Genomic DNA, 16,674 nt, shown 5'->3' on the forward strand with positions numbered 1-16,674 from the left:
CAGGGGTGCTGTTACGCCGTGAAGCGGGCCGCGTCCCACTCCCCGTCGAGCTGCGGCGCCAGCCAGCCGGGCGCCGCGGCGCGGAAGTCGGCGGGTGCGAGGGCGGCCGCCCCCTCCGGGAGCGCGCCCAGCAGCGGGGCGCCCGCCGACTCCGGGAAGTCGGCCAGGTTGCACCGGGAGGCGAGATCGGCGTCGGCGGGCCAGCTGCCGATGACGACACCGGGGCAGTCGAGGCCACGGGCGCGCAGCGCCTCGGTCGTGAGGGCGGTCGCGTTGAGCGTGCCCAGGCCCGCGTGGGCGACGACCAGGACGGGGGCGGCGAGCAGCCGGGCCGCGTCGGCGAGCGTCGCGCCGGTCTCGTCGAAGCGTACGAGCAGCCCGCCCGCGCCCTCCACCAGGACCAGATCGTGCTCGGTGGCCAGCTTCTCGGCGGCCTCGGCCACCTCGTGCGGCCGCACCGGCGGGCGCCCGGCGCGGCGGGCGGCCGTGGCGGGGGCCAGCGGCTCGGGGTAGCGGGCGAGTTCGCGGACGGTCACCGGACCGGCGAGCCGGGCCACCTCCGCGGCGTCTCCCGGCTCGCCCTCCGCGACACCGGTCTGCGCGGGTTTGAGCACCGCCACCGATCGGCCGGCCGCCAGCGCCGCGGCCGCGACGGCCGCCGTGGTGACGGTCTTGCCGATCTCCGTGCCCGTGCCGGTGACGACCAGTACTGTCATGAGCTTGGTGCCTTTCGCTTCGTCCGCGCGCCGTCGTCGGTGGTTTCCGCCGATGGCGCCGTGCGTGCCGCTGCCCGTACCGCAGCGCAGATCCGGGCCAGATCGTCGTCGCCGGTGATGTACGGCGGCATGGTGTACAGCAGATCGCGGAAGGGCCGCAGCCAGACGCCCTCCCGCAGTGCGGCCCGTGTCGCCGCCGCCATCCCCGCCTCGTCGAGCGGATGGGCCAGCTGGACGACGCCGATCGCGCCGAGCACCCGTACGTCCCGTACGCCCGGCAGCTCGGCGGCCTCCGCGAGACCGTCGCGCAGCCCGGTCTCGATCCGCTTGACCTCCTGGCGCCAGTCGTAGGAGAGCAGCAGGTCGATCGAGGCGGCCGCGACGGCGGCGGCGAGCGGATTGCCCATGAAGGTCGGGCCGTGGGCGAGCACCGGCAGCTCGCCGCGCGAGATGCCGTCCGCGATCCGCGGGGTGCACAGCGTGGCGGCCAGGGTCAGATAGCCGCCGGTCAGCGCCTTGCCCAGACACATCACATCGGGGCTGACCCCCGCGTGCCCGGCCGCGAAGAGCGCACCGGTGCGGCCGAAGCCGGTGGCGATCTCGTCGAAGATCAGCAGTACGTCGTGCTCGTCGCACACCTCGCGCAACAGCCGCAGCAGGGCGGGGGAGTGGAAGCGCATTCCGCCCGCGCCCTGTACCACCGGCTCCACGATCACCGCGGCCAGCTCATCCGCGTGACGGGCCACGAGATCGCGCAGACGAGCCTCGTACGCCGGGTCCGGGGCGGCGTCGAAGCCCGGCGGCGGCGCGTCCGCGAAGATCTGCTCGGGCAGCACCCCCGACCACAGCCGGTGCATTCCGCCGTCCGGGTCGCATACGGCCATCGGCTGCCAGGTATCGCCGTGGTAGCCGCCGCGCCAGGTCAGCAGCCGTCGCTTGGCGGGCCGGCCGAGCGACCGCCAGTACTGCAGACACATCTTGACCGCGACCTCGACCGACACCGAACCCGAGTCGGCCAGGAAGACATGCCGGAGCGGCTCGGGCGTGATCTCCACCAGACGGGCGGCCAGCCGCACGGCGGGCTCATGGGTGAGCCCGCCGAACATCACATGGCTCATCCGGTCCAGCTGGCCGCGCGCCGCGTGGTTGAGCGCCGGGTGGTTGTAGCCGTGGATGGCGGACCACCACGACGACATCCCGTCCACCAGCTCGCGGGCGCCCTCCGCCGGTTCGGCGAGCCGCAGCCGTACCCCGGCCGCGGACTCGACGACGAGCGGGTCCTGGCGGCCGGGCATCGGGGCGTAGGGATGCCAGACGTGCTGCCGGTCCAGCGCCCGCAGCTCTTCGGGGGTCAGCGGCTCGGACTCAGGCATTGGGCGGCAGGTCCGTGCCCACGCCCCGGCGGCGCACCGCGACCAGATCGGCGTGGCCCTCCCCGGCCACCACGGCGACGGGGGCGTCCGCGGCGGGCGTTTCCGCGGCGGGCGCCGTCTCGGCGGGCGTCGCGTCGCCGCACGGGCCGCAGCCCCCGCCCTCCGCGCCGTGCGAGCCGCAGCCGGCCGCCGCGAGCGCGTCCACGCGGTGCGCGGGCAGCGTCGTGGTGTCGGTGCCCTCCACCTCGAACCCGGCGTCGGCGATCATCGCCAGGTCCTCCTTGCCCGCCTGTCCCTCGGTGGTCAGATAGTCACCGAGGAAGATCGAGTTAGCCAGGTGCAGGGCGAGCGGCTGGAGCGTACGCAGATGGATCTCGCGCCCGCCCGCGAGCCGTACCTCCACATCCGGGCAGACGAACCGCACCATCGCCAGGATGCGCAGACAGCGCTGCGGGGTCAGCGCCCACTCGCCCGCGAGGGGGGTGCCCTCGATGGGGATGAGGAAGTTGACCGGCACCGAGTCCGGGTCCAGCTCACGCAGCGAGAAGACGACGTCGACCAGGTCCTCGTCGGTCTCGCCCATGCCCGCGATCAGCCCGGAGCAGGCCGACATGCCCGCCGCCTGGGCCTGCTGCACGGTCGAGACCCGGTCGGCGTAGGTGTGGGTGGTGGTGATGTCCCCGTAAGTGGCTTCCGAGGTGTTGAGGTTGTGGTTGTACGCGTCCGCGCCCGCGTCCCGCAGCCGCGTCGCCTGCCCGTCGGACAGCAGCCCGAGGCAGGCGCAGATCTCGACGTCCTGGTTCTGCTCCTTGATCGCGGCGATGGTCTGGGAGACCCGGTCCACATCCCGGTCCGTCGGCCCGCGTCCGCTGGCGACCAGGCACACCCGCTTGGCGCCGCCCGCGACGCCCGCCGTCGCCGCGGCAGCCGCCTCGTCCGGCTTCAGCCAGGTGTACTTGAGGATCTCGGCCTTCGAGCCGAGCCGCTGCGAGCAGTACGAGCAGTCCTCGGGGCACAGCCCCGACTTGAGGTTCACCAGATAGTTGAGCTTCACCCGCCGCCCGAACCAGGCGCGGCGCACCTTGCCCGCGGCGGCCACCACATCCAGCACATCGTCATCGGAGGTCGCCAGCACGGCGAGAGCCTCTTCGCGGGTCGGCGTCTCGCGCCGCGACCCCTTCTCCACCAGCGTGTTCAGCAGATCCATGGCGCCGATCCTGTCCTACGTCACCGCTCCCGGCCAAGGAGGGACCGTACAAGACGCCGCGATCGAGGTGTGTGTATTGCCACACCCTGACCGCGCATGGACGCCGCTACGTTCTATCCGGACCCGACAGTTGGTGTCCGACGGAAGAACCCAGGAAAGACAGCGAAGACAGCGAAGAGAGGGACAGCCGATGCCCCAGCAGCGCCAGGACGACCCGTTCGAGTGGATCGACGTCCAGCGGGAGCGGCGCGGCCGGGCCGGGCTGGTCCGCAGGCTCAGCGTCCGGCCCGCCGACTCCCCGCTGCTCGACCTGGCGAGCAATGACTATCTGGGGCTGGCCCGGCACCCGGAGGTGACGGCCGCCGCCGCGGAGGCGGCCCGCCGCTGGGGCGCGGGGTCGACCGGGTCCCGGCTGGTCACCGGCTCCACCGAACTGCACGCCGCGCTGGAGACGGAGCTCGCCGCGTTCTGCGGCTTCGAGGCGGCCCTGGTGTTCTCCTCCGGCTACGCCGCGAACCTGGCCGCCGTCTCCGCGCTGGGCGGCCGGGACGCGCTGGTCGTCTCCGACGCGGGCAATCACGCCTCGCTCATCGACGGCTGCCGGCTCTCCCGCGCCGAGGTCGCCGTCGTGCCGCACGCCGACCCCGAGGCGGTACGCAAGGTCCTCGACGGCGCCGGCCCGGGCGAGGGGGGCCGCGCGCTCGTCGTCACCGACTCCGTCTTCTCGGTGGATGGCGACGCCGCGCCGCTGGCCGACCACGCCGCCGTCTGCCGTGCGCACGGCGCGGCGCTGGTCGTGGACGACGCGCACGGCCTCGGGGTGCTCGGCGCGGGCGGGCGCGGCGCCGTGCACGCCGCCGGGCTCGCGGGCGCGCCGGACGTGGTCGCAACCGCCACCCTCTCGAAGTCGCTGGGCAGCCAGGGCGGGGCGATTCTGGGTCCCGCCCGGGTGATCGAGCATCTGGTGAACACCGCTCGTACCTTCATCTTCGACACCGGGCTCAACCCGGCGGCCGCGGGCGCCGCCCTGGCGAGCGTGCGGCTGCTGCGCCGGGAGCCGGAGCGCGCCGCCCGCGCGCGTACGGTCGCGGCCGAACTGCACGGACGGCTGACCGCCGCCGGTCTCGCCGCGGTACGGCCCGACGCGTCCGTGGTGTCGGTGCGCGCGCCGTCGCCGGAGCAGGCGCTGCGCTGGGCCGCGGACTGCCGTGCGGCCGGGCTGCTCGTGGGCTGCTTCCGTCCGCCGTCCGTCCCCGACGGCATCTCCCGGCTGCGGCTGACCGCCCGCGCGGATCTGACGAATCAGCGGATCGAGGAGGCGGTCGGCGTGATCGTGAGGACCGCGCCGACCGCCTGACGGATCAGCTTCCGGCGGGGTGGGTGGTGCCGGAGCCGAGGCCGCCGGGTTCGCCGTCCCGCAGTCCCTTGAGGAACGAGGCCCAGGTCGACGGGGTGAAGAGGACGGCGGGGCCCGCCGTGTTCTTCGAGTCGCGCACGGCGAGCCGGCCCGGCCCCAGCAGGGCCGTCTCGACGCAGTTGTTCATGCCGACGCTGTAGCTGCTGCGCAGCCAGACAACGGGCTTGGCGGACGAATCAGACATGGTGCCCCCTCAGGCGCCGCCCCCGATTTTGGTGATAAAGGTCAACGAATCCTCAGGTGTCAGGGCGTTGGTCCGCAGCACCTCGAACGCGGCGCTGTACGCCCGGAGGTCTTCTTTCCGCTCCAGATAGAGGCTACTCGTCAAGTGGTCGAGAACTACCACGTCCAGGTCAGTAATGTGCGGAAAGGAGAAGATAATAAAAGGACCTGTTATACCAATGGGCATTCCGGTGGAGAACGGGAGAATCTGCAGCCGCACCTGGGGCAGTGCGCAGAGCTCCGCCAGATGGCGTAACTGAGCCGCCATCACCGTCGCGTCCCCGACCTCGCGCCGCAGCGCCGCCTCGTCGAGCACCGCGTGCAGCCGCAGCGGCCGCTCACCGCGCAGCACCGACTGGCGCGCGATCCGCACCTCCACCAGCGCGTCCACCTGCGACCGCGGCAGATCCGCGAGCGCCGCCCGGGTCACCGCCCGGGCGTAGTCCGGCGTCTGGAGCAGACCGGGCACCACCGTGGTCTCCAGCGTGTACGCGTCCGACGCCTCCGCCTCCAGGCTGATGAAGTCCCGGTAGACGGGCGGCAGCAGATCGCGGTACGCGTACCACCAGCCGCGCCGCGACCCCTCCGGATCCGAGGCACCCCCGCCGCACAGCGCCTCCAGCAGGGCGCGCAGCTCGGGGTCCGCGACCTCGTACACCTCCAGCAGCCGCGCCACGTCCGACGGCTTCGCTCCGCTCCGCCCGGTCTCGATCCGGCTCACCTTCGACTGGTGCCAACCCAGCCGGCGCGCGGTCTCGCCGCTGGTGAGTCCGGCCAGATCGCGCTGGCGGCGGAGCTCCGCGCCGAGCTTGCGGCGGCGCACCGCCGGGCCATACCGCATGGGTTCTTCCTCCTGTCATTTCCGGTTCGTGCCCCACATTGCGCCCATGACTCAGTGTGCCGTCCAAATCCGGTCTTCCGTAGCAGAGTTCACCGCTTTGGGCGACAGATATATGCATAACTCGGTGGATCGCCCCCGTTACGGAGGGCATCGGTGGCACTCTGACGCCTAGAGCCGCCGGGGCTGCCCTGACTTCGCAGTACCTCCCGAACGCGTCCGCAGCCGCGCCCCGGCGGGAAAGGGACAGCCGCCATGGCAGACCATCAGGAAGCATCCGTCACTCTGCCGAGCGCACCGGCCTCGGTTCCCGCGGCACGCGCCTATGTGACGAACGTGCTGGCCGAGTGGGGGATCGGGGCGGGTGCGGAGGCCGCCGACACCGTGCGGCTCATCGTCTCCGAGCTCGCGACCAACGCCGTCCAGCACACCCTGGGCCAGTCGCCCACCTTCACTCTGGACCTACGGCTCGACCGCGAGCAGCGGCTGGAGATCGGCGTCACGGACAGTCACCCCAGATGGCCCAGGCGGCTGTCGGCCGCCACCCAGCAGGACCACGGGCGGGGACTGGTCATCATCCGCTGTCTGGCCGCCGAGTCGGGCGGCGAGGTCTTCGTCACCCCCACCGCCGAGGGCGGCAAGACCGTATGGATCGCCCTGCCGTGGACCGTGCCGGTGCGCTGAGCCACCCGACGGCTCACAGCACGCGCTGGACCTGCCCCGTGGTGGCACGGGCCTCGGCCAGCTCACGGATGCGGGTGAAGACCCGCCCGGCGGCCGGGCCGATGAGATAGTGCGGCATGTCGCCGCGTTCGATCACCCCGTACGGGCTCGCGCCCATCAGGTACGAGGAGTACAGGATCAGCCCGTTGGGCCCGCGCATATCGACGGTGAGCGCCGAGAACCCGGGGAACTCATCCGTCTGGTAGACCCGCAACCGCTCGGCCTCCGCCCCGTAGCGCTCCTTGAAGCGGCCGAACCGCTCCAGCGAATCCTTGATCTTCCGCGTCATGTCCTCCTCGTACTGGCGCGACAGCGTGGCCGCCGCGTCCGAGGACGGATCCAGCAGATAGCAGCGGTAGACGCCCCCCCGGCGGAGCAGCCCGAGGACCGCGTCGCGGTAGCGGGCCGGGCGCTCGGTGGTGACCAGCCGGCTGGAGGAGGTGCGCAGCGCCGTCCCCATGTCGAGGACCTCCTCGGACGACGCGTCCAGCAGCCGCGCCTTCTCCGGTGAGCTCGGGCGCTCGGGATACGCGTGCACGGGGGTGCCGTCGGCCAGCCCCCGGCCCGCGAGCCACGCCTTGGCGGCCTCCCCGGGGCCGCCGTCGCCCGCCATCAGATAGACGTCCTTGCCCTCATGGCTTCCGACCGGGGTGAACAGCTCCGCGTAGGGCCCCGCCGTGCGGTACACATCCTCCGAGACCGCCAGACAGTCCGGCGGGGTCGCCTTCTCCAGATGCGCGGCGAGATTGATGTCGGGGGAGTGGATGGCACCGGTCCGGCCCTCGGCGCTGTGGCGTATCGCCCCCTTGTGCACCGCCATCCGCACATGCAGCGCGCCGTCCACCCCCGCCTGGGCGAACTCGTCCCGCAGATGCCGCAGATCCAGGGTGAGAAAGGTGCGGGCGGCCTCCAGCGCCACATCGCGGGCCACGCTCTCGCTGTCGTCGTGGACCGCGAAGAATCCGCCGTCGCCGCGCCAGCTCCATAAGTCGCTGCGGGCACAGCGATGCTGCGCGGAGAGCTGGCCGATCCGCGCGCGCATCCGCTCCCGCAGCAGATCGAAGGCGTGCGCGGCGCGATCTCTGGGGTTCGACCGGACGATCGTCGAATACCCGGAGGTGTCCACGAAGACGAGATACACCTGGTCGTAGGTCCGGTCCGGCTGGAACTGACCACTCATGACGATCCCCCTCCCGGTGCCGGCCGCGCCGGCACCGGCTCACGCTAACGCCTGACCTGGAGCCCGCTCCAGGTGGCGGAAAGCCTATGAAGGCACCAGACCGCGCTCGACGGCGCTGCGCTCCACACAGAACTCATTGCCCTCGATATCGGACATCACGACCCACCCCATCCCCTCGTCCGTGCGCCGGTCGTCCACGACGCTCGCGCCGAGCCCGATCAGCCGCTCCACCTCGCCGTCCCGGGTGCCCGAGGGCGGCTGGATGTCGAGGTGGACGCGGTTCTTGACGGCCTTGGAGTCCGGGACCCGCAGAAACAGCAGGCCCGGGATCCCGGGGTGGTCCGGCACGATCAGCACTTCGTCGTCGCCCGGTGCGGAGTCCTCCAGCGCGTAGCCGGTCAGCTGGGACCAGAACCGCGCCAGGGCATAGGGATCGTGGGCGTCGAAGGTGATGTGCCGGACCGGGTTGAGATACGCCATACGGGGCCTCCGGAGGGGGGACGGACGGGCCTCCACCCGCCTCGTCAACCTACCGGCGGCCACTGACAACGGGCCATGACCTGGGCCGGCACCGGTCAGCGGACATGGCCGTACCAGACCTTCCTGGTCCAGATCCGCTCCAGCCGGACCACCTCGCCCGTCTTGGGCGCGTGCCAGACGCGGCCGCTGCCCGCGTACACGCCGACGTGGTACACGCTGCCTCCGGAGTGGAAGAACACCAGGTCCCCGCCCTTGCGGGAGGCGGCCGCGATATGACGCGTCCGGTTGTACTGGGCGGCGGCGGTGCGGGGCAGCCGCTTCCCGGCCCGCTTGTACGCGTACAGCGTGAGACCGGAACAGTCGAAGCGGTTCGGCCCCGCCGCGCCGTACTTGTACGGTGCGCCCTTCTTCGAGGCGGCGACCTTCAGGGCCTTGGCCGACGCCGTCGCCGCCTCGGCCTCCGGTGGACATCCGGGCGACGCCACGGCGGCGACGGTGAGCGCGGAGACGGCGCTCGCTCGGGAGACCATCCTGGGGATACGTATGTGCGCACTCATCGCGCACCACCCTTCGTGAGCCGACCCCCCCGGTGCGACGGCGGGTTCGTGTCGTCCCAGGGATGGTCACGCACGGCAGCCGCCGGTTCCGACTCGAAACGGCGCGATGTGAGGGTGGTCACGGCTGGCCCGTTCGGGTGGCGGGCGCCGCTCTGCCGTACGCCCGCGACCTGCGGGAACGGCCGTTTCGCCGGGGTGGGGCGGCCCGCGTTGCGGACCCGGGGCGGCGGGCGGCGCGCAAGCGGGCCGCGCGCCGCCCGCCGGGATCCGGCTACGCCGTTCGGGCGACGGCCTCGGGCCCCCGGGCCTCAGGTCCGCAGCGCAGGGGGCAGCGTGACCCGCTCCGCGCGCCGCTCCCCGTCCAGCACCCGCAGCGCCCGCGCCAGCGTCGTGGCGTGCAGCCGGCTCTCGCCGCGCTCGTGCATAAGCGCCAGCGCGTCCCGCAGCGCGACGGCCTTCCCGGCCAGCGCCTGCGCGGCCCGCAGGCTTCCGTAGGTGTCACTGCCGCGCGCCGGGTTGATCCGGCCGAGCAGATCGACCGCCTCCAGGTAGTGGTCGATGACGCTTCCCTCCGCGCGGGTGAGCGCGGGCAGCGGGGGCAGCTCCGGCGGGAACATCGCGCTCACCCCGCCCTGCGCGGCGAGACCGGCCGCTTACGGCTCCGGGTGAGCCGGTCCACCAGCCCGTAGGCCACCGCGGCCTCGGCGTCGAAGATCTTGTCGCGGTCGATATCGGCGCGGATCCGCTCGGTGGTCCGGCCGGTGTGCCGCGCCAGCATCTCCTCGAGCATCCGCTGGGTGCGGAGCATCTCGGCCGCCTGGATCGCCAGATCGGAGGTGGTGCCCTGGACCGGCTCGCTGAACGCGGCCTGGTGGATGAGGATCCGCGCGCCCGGTAGCGCGAGCCGCTTGCCCGGGGCACCGGCGGCGAGCAGCACGGCGGCCGCCGACGCGGCCTGGCCCAGGCAGATCGTCTCGATGTCGCAGCAGACGAAGTGCATCGTGTCGTAGATCGCCGTCATGGCGTTGAACGAGCCGCCGGGGGAGTTGATGTAGAGCGAGATGTCCTGGTCGGGCGCGGCGTGCTCAAGATGCATGAGCTGCGCGATCACATCGTTGGCCGACGTCTCGTCGATGGGGGTGCCGAGGAAGACGATCCGCTCGGAGAGCAGCTTGGAGTAGGGGTCCATGGTGCGGACGCCCGAGCTGGTGCGCTCGGTGAACTCGGGCAGGACATAGCGCGCGGTCGGTCGTTGGATCGCGGGTCGTTCCATTCGCGTCACCTCTCGGCCTCATGGCTGCGTGAAAAATGTACAGGACGTACATCTCGTAAGGTGGGGAGCATGGCCTACGAGATTCCGGTGACGCAAGCCCGTGCAGAGCTTGCGGATCTGATCAACCGCGTGGTGTACGGCGGCGAGAGAGTGGTCGTCACACGCCACGGGAAGCCGCTCGTCGCCCTGGTGTCCGCTGCTGACCTGCGGCGACTTGAGGAGAGCGAGACGGAGGCGGAGGAGCAGGTGATCAGCACCGTCTCCGCGGTGCGCCCCCCGGCGTCCGCTCCGGGCGAACGGCGGCGCTTTGGTATCGCGGCGGAACACCGCGGCCCGGAGGGCGGGGACCGGCGTCCGGGCCGGGAGAGGTGACGCGGGGGCAGGGCGCGGTACCGGCCGGGGCGGAGACCGACGCCGCTACCGGCCGAAGTGGAACCTGATGGCGGTGCCGTCGGGCCCGGTGTGCACGCGAACCAGGTCGGAGACCTGATGCACGAGCAACAGGCCCCGGCCGCCGATCCGGCCGGGCAGGGCCGGCCGCCGGCCGGCGAGCGGATCGCTGAGGCGGCCGGGGTCCTCGACCTGACACAGCACCTGTCCGCCCTGGGCCCAGACCCGGACCGTGCCGCGGCCGCCGCCGTGCAGCACGCTGTTGGTGGTCAACTCGGCGACCGCGAGGGCCGGATCGCCCAGGCGCCGCCCCATCAGCCCGAGCCTCTCGCCTCTGAGACCGCGAAGACCCGGGCGCCGGGCACACAGTCCGCGGCGAACGAGAACGAAGGGGCCCCGGCGGGGACGCCCAACGGCTCGTTGTAGGACGCGATGGCCTGCTCGGGGGCGTAGGCATGGCTGGGCCATTGGTGGCCGTTCTCGACGATCAGCGGGTGTGTCGCCCGCGCGTCGGCGAGCACGCCGGCATCCAGCCGGGCGGTGTCGTACGGACATATGATGGTGACCGCACGGCCGCGGAAGGCCAGGTTGATCAACGCCTCGTGCTGGACGCAGGCGCCGTACCCCGCCTCGGTGCGGCCGGCCCAGATGGGCTCGCCGATGATCCTTACCCGGGCGGCGGGGTGCCGGTCGGCGAAGGCCCGCAGCACACCGGGGATGATCCGCCCGGTGTTGCGCCCGGCCTCGGTCATGTCGAGGAACCGGACCCTCTCGGCGCTGGGGCCCAGTGCCGCCCGCAGGAGTTGGAGGTCGCCGCCGGGAACGGCCACCGCCACCGGCTCGGCCGCGCGCAGTATCGATGTGATCTGACCCCGGCCCGTCGGCGGACGGGCAGGAGAGGGGCACCCGGTCGCGACTTCGGGGCGCGTGTGCGTGCGCGTCGCGTCGCGGGGAAGCAGGGGGAAGAGACACGCGCAACCGCGCGGAGGGAGGCTATGTGACCACCGTCGACCGACACATGCCGGTGCGCACGAGCCCCGGCACCGCCGCGGTGGCGCGCGACACGGTACGGGAACTGCTCAGCCGACAGCGGCGCCCGGTGGGCGGTGCCGCCCTCACCGACGCCCTGCTCGTCACATCCGAGCTGACCACCAACGCCCTGCGCCACGCCGGCGGGATCACCGTGTTCGGGAGCGCGGTGCGGGAGAACGGCCTCGAGATCACCGTCGAGGACGCCAGCGATCACCTGCCCACCGCACGTCCCCCAAGCGACCCGTCGATGCCCGGCGGCCACGGCTGGCCCATGGTGCGCAGCCTGGCCTCCGAGGTGACGGTCACGGCGCTCCCCGGCGGGGGCAAGCGCGTACGGGCCCTCGTGCCGCTGCGCTGACAGCCGCCGCCTGAGCCGGTGAACGAGCACCGCCCCCACGAGCCGTACCGCCCACGCGCCAGTTAACGCGGAGGAAACGCCGCCGAACTAGCCTGCCCCAACCGGGGCGCGAGTCGCCCCCTCCGACGGGACGAGTGTGAGGTGGAAAGCGTGCAGTTGACCCCGCACGAGCAGGAGCGGCTGCTCATCCATGTGGCCGCCGATGTGGCGGAGAAGCGGCGGGCCCGCGGTGTGCTCCTCAACCACCCGGAGGCGATCGCGCTGATCACCTCGCACATCCTGGAGGGCGCCCGCGACGGCCGTACCGTCGCCGAGCTGATGGCCTCCGGCCGCCGGGTGCTCACCCGCGACGAGGTCATGGAGGGCGTCCCCGAGATGATTCACGATGTGCAGGCCGAGGCCACCTTCCCCGATGGCACCAAGCTCGTCACCGTCCATCAGCCGATCGCCTGACCGGAGGGCCTGTTCCATGATCCCCGGAGAGGTCCTCCACGCGGAGGAGCCGGTGCGGCTCAACGAGGGGCGGCCCGTGATCCGCCTCACCGTGCTCAACGCCGCCGACCGGCCCGTCCAGGTCGGCTCCCACTACCACTTCGCCGAGGCCAACCCCGGCCTGGAATTCGACCGCGGCGCGGCCCGCGGTACACGCCTGGACATCGCCGCGGGCACCGCCGTGCGCTTCGAGCCGGGCATTCCGGTCGAGGTCGGACTGGTGCCGATCGCGGGTGCGCGGATCGTGCCGGGGCTGCGGGGCGAGACGGGAGGGCCCCTGTGAGCGACGCGCGCGAGGCCGCCGGGCGGTACGTGGACGACGGCCCGCGCTGTCGCCTCGCGGGCGGAGAAGCGAACAAAAGGGGGCACCATGACCACTGAGCTCAGCCGGACCGCGTACGCGGATCTCTTCGGCCCCACCACCGGGGATCGTATACGTCTCGCCGACACCGACCTCCTCGTCGAGATCGAGGAGGACCGCTGCGGCGGCCCCGGCCGGGCCGGGGACGAGGCGGTCTTCGGCGGCGGCAAGGTGATCCGCGAGTCCATGGGCCAGTCCCGCGCCACCCGCGCCGACGGCACCCCCGACACCGTGATCACCGGTGCCGTCGTGCTCGACCACTGGGGTGTCGTCAAGGCCGACATCGGGCTGCGTGACGGCCGTATTACGGGCATCGGCAAGGCCGGGAACCCCGACACCATGGACGGTGTCCACCCCGATCTCGTCATCGGACCCGAGACCGAGGTCATCGCGGGCAACGGCAGAATCCTCACCGCGGGCGCCATCGACGCCCATGTCCACTTCATCTCCCCGACCATCGTCGACCAGGCGCTCTCGGCCGGCATCACCACCCTCGTCGGCGGCGGCACCGGCCCCGCCGAGGGCACCAAGGCGACCACCATCACCCCCGGCCCCTGGCATCTCGCCCGAATGTTCGAGGCGCTGGAGTCCTATCCGGTCAATATCGGGCTCCTTGGCAAGGGCAACACCGTCTCGCGCGGGGCCATGTGGTCCCAACTGCGGGGCGGCGCCCTCGGATTCAAGATCCATGAGGACTGGGGGGCGACCCCCGCCGCCATCGACGCCTGCCTCGGCGTCTGTGAGGAGAGCGGCGCCCAGCTCGCCATCCATACGGACACGCTGAACGAGGCGGGGTTCGTCGGCGACACCCTCGCCGCCATCGCCGGACGCTCCCTTCACGCGTACCACACCGAGGGCGCCGGCGGCGGGCACGCGCCCGACATCATCACCGTCGTCTCGCAGCCGAACGTGTTGCCCAGCTCCACCAATCCGACCCGGCCGCACACCGTCAACACCGTCGAGGAACACCTCGACATGCTGATGGTCTGCCACCATCTCAACCCGGCCGTCCCCGAGGACCTCGCGTTCGCCGAATCCCGCATCCGGCCCAGCACCATCGCCGCCGAGGACATCCTGCACGACCTCGGCGCGATCTCGATCATCTCCTCCGACTCCCAGGCCATGGGGCGGGTCGGCGAGGTGGTGCTGCGCACCTGGCAGACCGCGCATGTCATGAAGCGCCGCCGGGGCGCGCTCCCGGGGGACGGCCGCGCCGACAACCACCGGGCACGTCGCTATGTCGCCAAATACACCATCAACCCGGCGGTGGCCCAGGGCCTCGACGGGGAGATCGGCTCCGTCGAGCCCGGGAAACTCGCCGATCTGGTGCTGTGGGAGCCCGCGTTCTTCGGCGTCAAACCGCAGCTGGTCATCAAGGGCGGACAGATCGCGTACGCGCAGATGGGCGACGCCAACGCGTCCATCCCGACCCCGCAGCCGGTCATGCCGCGCCCCATGTTCGGCGCCCTCGGCCGTGCCCCCGCCGCGGGCTCGTTCAACTTCGTCACCCAGAGCGCGCTCGACGACGGGCTCCCGGAGCGGCTCGGCCTCGGCAAGCGGTTCGTCCCGATCCGCTCCACGCGCGGCGTCACCAAGGCCGATATGCGCGAGAACGACGCCCTGCCGGTGGTGGAGGTCGACCCCGACACATTCACGGTGACCATCGACGGCACCCTCGTGGAACCGGCCCCCGCAGCCGAACTCCCCATGGCCCAGCGGTACTTCCTCTTCTGATCATGATCCGCGAAACGCCGGACGGGCTGGACGTCGCGCACCCGGTTGTGCCCACCCACGGCCCCGCGCCCGACGGCGAAACCTCAAGGGGCGGCACCTCGGCCGCGCTGCTCATCCTGGCCGACGGCCGGTTCCCGGCCGGAGGCCATGCGCACTCCGGGGGCGTCGAGGCCGCCGTCGCGGCCGGGCGGATCCGGGACGCGGCCTCGTTGGAGGAGTTCTGCCGGGGCCGGCTGCACACCGCCGGGCTCACCGCGGCCGGGCTCGCCGCCGCGGCAGCCGCCGGTCTCGATCCGCTCGCCCTCGACGAGGCGGCGGACGCCCGTACCCCCGTCCCCGCGCTGCGCACCACCGCACGGCGACTCGGCCGCCAGCTGATGCGCGCCGCCCGCGCCACCTGGCCCTCGCCGGAGCTGGACGCCCTGGCCGCCGCGCGCCCGCGCGGCGCGCACCAGCCCGTCGTGCTCGGCCTCGCCGCGCGCGCCGCCGGGCTCGGGCCGTCGGACGCCGCGTACGCCGCCGCGTACGAGTCGGTCGGCGGACCGGCGACCGCCGCCGTACGGCTGCTGAGCCTCGACCCCTTCGACGCCACCGCCGTCCTCGCCCGCCTCGCCCCCGAGCTCGACCAGGTCGCGGCGCGGGCCGCCGAGGCGGCCCGACAGGCGCTGGACGAAGGCCCGGGCGCCCTGCCCGCCGCCGCGGCGCCGCTGCTCGACATCACCGCCGAACAGCACGCCACCTGGCCCGTACGCCTCTTCGCCTCGTAACCGCGACACCCGGAGCCGTCATGCATCTCGACCACGCGGACACCTACCCCCCGCGCCACACCTACAGCGCCGCCCCCCGCCGCCCCGACGGCACCCGCAGGGCGTTGCGCATTGGCCTCGGCGGCCCGGTGGGCTCCGGCAAGACCGCGACTGTCGCCGCGCTCTGCCGGGCGCTGCGCGACCAGCTGTCGATCGCCGTGGTCACCAACGACATCTACACCCGCGAGGACGCCGAGTTCCTGCTGCGCAACGCCGTACTGCCGGCGACACGCATCACCGCCGTGGAGACCGGCGCCTGCCCGCACACCGCGATCCGCGACGACATCTCCGCCAACCTCGAAGCGGTCGAGGACCTGGAGGAGAGCGTGGGCCCGCTGGACCTCGTCCTCGTCGAGTCCGGCGGCGACAACCTCACGGCGACCTTCTCCAAGGGGCTCGTCGACGCCCAGGTGTTCGTCATCGACGTCGCGGGCGGCGACGACATCCCGCGCAAGGGCGGCCCCGGGGTGACCACCGCCGACCTCCTCGTCGTCAACAAGACCGACCTCGCCCCGTACGTCGGCTCCGACCTGCAGCGCATGGCCCGCGACGCCAAGGCCCAGCGCGGCGACCTGCCCGTCGCCTTCACCTCCCTGGTCGCCGAGGACGGCGTCCGCCCGATCGTGGACTGGGTCCGCGCCCGGCTCACGGCCTGGACGGCGGCCGAGGCGTGACGCCTCCCGTAACCCGGCCGACGCTCACCCCGGCGCCGCCCGGCGACCCGGCCGCGCCCGGCGGGGCTTCCCCTGGCGTACGGGCCACCGCCCGCGTCGTCGCCGAGGCGGACGGACGCGGCGGGACCGCGCTGCCCGTGCTCGCCGGGGACGGCCCGCTCGCGCTGCGCCGGACCCGCTCCACCGGCCCGGAGGCGCGCGTCACCGTGGTCGGGGCGATGAGCGCGCCGCTCGGCGGCGACCGGATCGGCTTCGAGGCGACGGCCGGACCGGGGGCGTGGCTGCGAATCGGCTCGGCGGCAGCCACCATCGCCCTGCCCGGCCGCTCGGCCGAGCCCGCCCACTACGAGGTCCGGCTGACCGTCGGCGAGGGCGCGACCCTGTGCTGGCTGCCCGAGCCGCTGATCTCCGCCCACGGCAGCGATCTGCGCATGACCACCCGCGTCGAACTGGCCCCCACTGCCCGGCTCGTGCTCCGCGAGGAGCAGGTCCTCGGCCGCACCGGCGAACCCCCGGGCCGCCTCACCAGCCACCTCACCGTCCACCGCGCCGGCCGCCCGCTGCTTGACCAGGAGCTCGCCTACGGCCCCGGCGTGCCCGGCTGGGACGGCGGCGCGGTCCTCGGCGGCCACCGCGCGGTGGGGCAACTCCTCGTCGTCGATCCGGGGTTCGACGACCGCCCCGCCGACCCCTGGTCGCTTGCCGGAACGGCCGTCCTCACCCCCCTGTCCGGCCCTGCCGCCCTGGTCAGCGCCGTGGCCCCGGACGCGCTCCACCTGCGTCGGCTGTTCGACGACGCGGCCCTCACCCATGGGCTGATGCTTACGTGTTGATAAAGAAA

At 72.9% G+C, this 16,674-nt stretch carries 20 protein-coding genes and 1 pseudogene; 10 read left to right on the plus strand and 11 right to left on the minus strand.

All coding sequences use genetic code 11. The features are described 5' to 3' along the window. Positions 1-11: 11 nt before the first annotated feature. From bioD to bioB, 3 genes are read right to left on the minus strand one after another with little or no spacing between them, the layout of a single operon-like run. Positions 12-716 carry a dethiobiotin synthase gene (bioD, locus tag ABZS71_RS25315; protein WP_355842313.1) on the minus strand — a complete coding sequence of 235 codons (705 nt, stop codon included), beginning with the start codon at positions 714-716 and terminating at the stop codon, positions 12-14. Continuing rightward, entirely contained in the window at positions 713-2,089 is a 1,377-nt protein-coding gene (locus ABZS71_RS25320) for an adenosylmethionine--8-amino-7-oxononanoate transaminase (RefSeq protein WP_356213809.1), read from the minus strand. Before ABZS71_RS25320 ends, bioD begins: the two co-directional genes overlap by 4 nt. Continuing rightward, positions 2,082-3,296 (minus strand): biotin synthase BioB, encoded by a 1,215-nt coding sequence (gene bioB / locus ABZS71_RS25325; protein WP_356213811.1) that lies wholly within the window; start codon positions 3,294-3,296, stop codon positions 2,082-2,084. Before bioB ends, ABZS71_RS25320 begins: the two co-directional genes overlap by 8 nt. Before the next feature lie 190 nt (positions 3,297-3,486). On the opposite strand from bioB, the gene ABZS71_RS25330 reads away from it, so the two are divergent. Further along, positions 3,487-4,653 (plus strand): 8-amino-7-oxononanoate synthase, encoded by a 1,167-nt coding sequence (locus tag ABZS71_RS25330; RefSeq protein ID WP_356213813.1) that lies wholly within the window; start codon positions 3,487-3,489, stop codon positions 4,651-4,653. Between the two features lie 4 nt (positions 4,654-4,657). Here the strand turns inward: ABZS71_RS25330 and ABZS71_RS25335 are convergent, their stop codons facing one another. Both ABZS71_RS25335 and ABZS71_RS25340 read right to left on the minus strand, forming a co-directional pair. Beyond that, the gene (locus tag ABZS71_RS25335) at positions 4,658-4,897 is read right to left on the minus strand and encodes a DUF397 domain-containing protein (protein ID WP_355842325.1); all 240 of its coding nucleotides are present in this window, start codon (positions 4,895-4,897) and stop codon (positions 4,658-4,660) included. Positions 4,898-4,906: 9 nt separating this feature from the next. Next, positions 4,907-5,776 (minus strand): helix-turn-helix transcriptional regulator, encoded by an 870-nt coding sequence (locus tag ABZS71_RS25340; protein WP_356213815.1) that lies wholly within the window; start codon positions 5,774-5,776, stop codon positions 4,907-4,909. A gap of 252 nt (positions 5,777-6,028) precedes the next feature. Between ABZS71_RS25340 and ABZS71_RS25345 the strand changes: the two genes are divergently transcribed. Continuing rightward, positions 6,029-6,457: an ATP-binding protein gene (locus ABZS71_RS25345; protein WP_355842331.1), complete on the plus strand. Its 429-nt coding sequence runs from the start codon at positions 6,029-6,031 to the stop codon at positions 6,455-6,457. A gap of 13 nt (positions 6,458-6,470) precedes the next feature. Here the strand turns inward: ABZS71_RS25345 and ABZS71_RS25350 are convergent, their stop codons facing one another. From ABZS71_RS25350 to ABZS71_RS25370, 5 genes are all read right to left on the minus strand, one after another. Beyond that, positions 6,471-7,676 carry a hypothetical protein gene (locus tag ABZS71_RS25350; RefSeq protein WP_356213817.1) on the minus strand — a complete coding sequence of 402 codons (1,206 nt, stop codon included), beginning with the start codon at positions 7,674-7,676 and terminating at the stop codon, positions 6,471-6,473. Between the two features lie 84 nt (positions 7,677-7,760). Then, positions 7,761-8,156, minus strand: coding sequence for a VOC family protein (locus ABZS71_RS25355; protein ID WP_356213819.1), 396 nt, complete (start codon positions 8,154-8,156; stop codon positions 7,761-7,763). A gap of 95 nt (positions 8,157-8,251) precedes the next feature. Continuing rightward, positions 8,252-8,713 carry a C40 family peptidase gene (locus tag ABZS71_RS25360; RefSeq protein ID WP_356213821.1) on the minus strand — a complete coding sequence of 154 codons (462 nt, stop codon included), beginning with the start codon at positions 8,711-8,713 and terminating at the stop codon, positions 8,252-8,254. A 308-nt stretch (positions 8,714-9,021) separates the two neighbouring features. Further along, entirely contained in the window at positions 9,022-9,330 is a 309-nt protein-coding gene (locus ABZS71_RS25365; RefSeq protein WP_355842343.1) for a hypothetical protein, read from the minus strand. A 5-nt stretch (positions 9,331-9,335) separates the two neighbouring features. Beyond that, positions 9,336-9,971 carry an ATP-dependent Clp protease proteolytic subunit gene (locus ABZS71_RS25370; protein ID WP_356213877.1) on the minus strand — a complete coding sequence of 212 codons (636 nt, stop codon included), beginning with the start codon at positions 9,969-9,971 and terminating at the stop codon, positions 9,336-9,338. Between the two features lie 84 nt (positions 9,972-10,055). Here ABZS71_RS25370 and ABZS71_RS25375 point away from each other — a divergent pair, with 84 nt between their 5' ends. Further along, positions 10,056-10,358: a type II toxin-antitoxin system Phd/YefM family antitoxin gene (locus ABZS71_RS25375; protein WP_355842346.1), complete on the plus strand. Its 303-nt coding sequence runs from the start codon at positions 10,056-10,058 to the stop codon at positions 10,356-10,358. Positions 10,359-10,403: 45 nt separating this feature from the next. On the opposite strand, the pseudogene ABZS71_RS25380 reads toward ABZS71_RS25375, so the two are convergent. Then, a pseudogene (locus ABZS71_RS25380) lies at positions 10,404-11,230 on the minus strand (anti-sigma factor RsbA family regulatory protein); the annotation flags it as partial. Positions 11,231-11,373: 143 nt separating this feature from the next. Between ABZS71_RS25380 and ABZS71_RS25385 the strand changes: the two are divergent. The 7 genes from ABZS71_RS25385 to ABZS71_RS25415 all read left to right on the plus strand — a co-directional run bounded on the left by ABZS71_RS25385 (position 11,374) and on the right by ABZS71_RS25415 (position 16,666). Further along, positions 11,374-11,766, plus strand: a complete 393-nt coding sequence (locus ABZS71_RS25385) for an ATP-binding protein (RefSeq protein ID WP_355842349.1) — start codon at positions 11,374-11,376, stop codon at positions 11,764-11,766. A gap of 150 nt (positions 11,767-11,916) precedes the next feature. Next, a complete protein-coding gene (locus tag ABZS71_RS25390) occupies positions 11,917-12,219 on the plus strand; it encodes an urease subunit gamma (RefSeq protein WP_355842352.1) in 303 nt (100 codons plus the stop codon). Between the two features lie 16 nt (positions 12,220-12,235). Next, on the plus strand, positions 12,236-12,541 hold the full coding sequence (locus ABZS71_RS25395; RefSeq protein ID WP_356213824.1) for an urease subunit beta: 306 nt from the start codon (positions 12,236-12,238) through the stop codon (positions 12,539-12,541). Between the two features lie 87 nt (positions 12,542-12,628). Beyond that, positions 12,629-14,353, plus strand: a complete 1,725-nt coding sequence (locus ABZS71_RS25400; protein WP_356213826.1) for an urease subunit alpha — start codon at positions 12,629-12,631, stop codon at positions 14,351-14,353. 2 nt (positions 14,354-14,355) lie between these two features. Next, on the plus strand, positions 14,356-15,120 hold the full coding sequence (locus tag ABZS71_RS25405; RefSeq protein ID WP_356213827.1) for an urease accessory UreF family protein: 765 nt from the start codon (positions 14,356-14,358) through the stop codon (positions 15,118-15,120). Between the two features lie 20 nt (positions 15,121-15,140). Beyond that, positions 15,141-15,833, plus strand: a complete 693-nt coding sequence (ureG, locus tag ABZS71_RS25410) for an urease accessory protein UreG (RefSeq protein WP_356213829.1) — start codon at positions 15,141-15,143, stop codon at positions 15,831-15,833. A gap of 131 nt (positions 15,834-15,964) precedes the next feature. Next, positions 15,965-16,666 (plus strand): urease accessory protein UreD, encoded by a 702-nt coding sequence (locus ABZS71_RS25415; RefSeq protein ID WP_356213879.1) that lies wholly within the window; start codon positions 15,965-15,967, stop codon positions 16,664-16,666. The last annotated feature ends 8 nt before the right edge of the window (positions 16,667-16,674 follow it).

It is taken from the genome of Streptomyces sp. NPDC005393, from assembly GCF_040606675.1.
Taxonomy (GTDB): Bacteria; Actinomycetota; Actinomycetes; order Streptomycetales; family Streptomycetaceae; genus Streptomyces.

What these genes read in the sequence shown, in the direction of transcription:
- bioD (WP_355842313.1), bottom strand. Translation starts at nt 716, where the DNA reads ATGACAGTACTGGTCGTCACCGGCACGGGCACGGAGATCGGCAAGACC.
- ABZS71_RS25320 (WP_356213809.1), bottom strand. Translation starts at nt 2,089, where the DNA reads ATGCCTGAGTCCGAGCCGCTGACCCCCGAAGAGCTGCGGGCGCTGGAC.
- bioB (WP_356213811.1), bottom strand. Translation starts at nt 3,296, where the DNA reads ATGGATCTGCTGAACACGCTGGTGGAGAAGGGGTCGCGGCGCGAGACG.
- ABZS71_RS25330 (WP_356213813.1), top strand. Translation starts at nt 3,487, where the DNA reads ATGCCCCAGCAGCGCCAGGACGACCCGTTCGAGTGGATCGACGTCCAG.
- ABZS71_RS25335 (WP_355842325.1), bottom strand. Translation starts at nt 4,897, where the DNA reads ATGTCTGATTCGTCCGCCAAGCCCGTTGTCTGGCTGCGCAGCAGCTAC.
- ABZS71_RS25340 (WP_356213815.1), bottom strand. Translation starts at nt 5,776, where the DNA reads ATGCGGTATGGCCCGGCGGTGCGCCGCCGCAAGCTCGGCGCGGAGCTC.
- ABZS71_RS25345 (WP_355842331.1), top strand. Translation starts at nt 6,029, where the DNA reads ATGGCAGACCATCAGGAAGCATCCGTCACTCTGCCGAGCGCACCGGCC.
- ABZS71_RS25350 (WP_356213817.1), bottom strand. Translation starts at nt 7,676, where the DNA reads ATGAGTGGTCAGTTCCAGCCGGACCGGACCTACGACCAGGTGTATCTC.
- ABZS71_RS25355 (WP_356213819.1), bottom strand. Translation starts at nt 8,156, where the DNA reads ATGGCGTATCTCAACCCGGTCCGGCACATCACCTTCGACGCCCACGAT.
- ABZS71_RS25360 (WP_356213821.1), bottom strand. Translation starts at nt 8,713, where the DNA reads ATGAGTGCGCACATACGTATCCCCAGGATGGTCTCCCGAGCGAGCGCC.
- ABZS71_RS25365 (WP_355842343.1), bottom strand. Translation starts at nt 9,330, where the DNA reads ATGTTCCCGCCGGAGCTGCCCCCGCTGCCCGCGCTCACCCGCGCGGAG.
- ABZS71_RS25375 (WP_355842346.1), top strand. Translation starts at nt 10,056, where the DNA reads ATGGCCTACGAGATTCCGGTGACGCAAGCCCGTGCAGAGCTTGCGGAT.
- ABZS71_RS25395 (WP_356213824.1), top strand. Translation starts at nt 12,236, where the DNA reads ATGATCCCCGGAGAGGTCCTCCACGCGGAGGAGCCGGTGCGGCTCAAC.
- ABZS71_RS25400 (WP_356213826.1), top strand. Translation starts at nt 12,629, where the DNA reads ATGACCACTGAGCTCAGCCGGACCGCGTACGCGGATCTCTTCGGCCCC.
- ABZS71_RS25405 (WP_356213827.1), top strand. Translation starts at nt 14,356, where the DNA reads ATGATCCGCGAAACGCCGGACGGGCTGGACGTCGCGCACCCGGTTGTG.
- ureG (WP_356213829.1), top strand. Translation starts at nt 15,141, where the DNA reads ATGCATCTCGACCACGCGGACACCTACCCCCCGCGCCACACCTACAGC.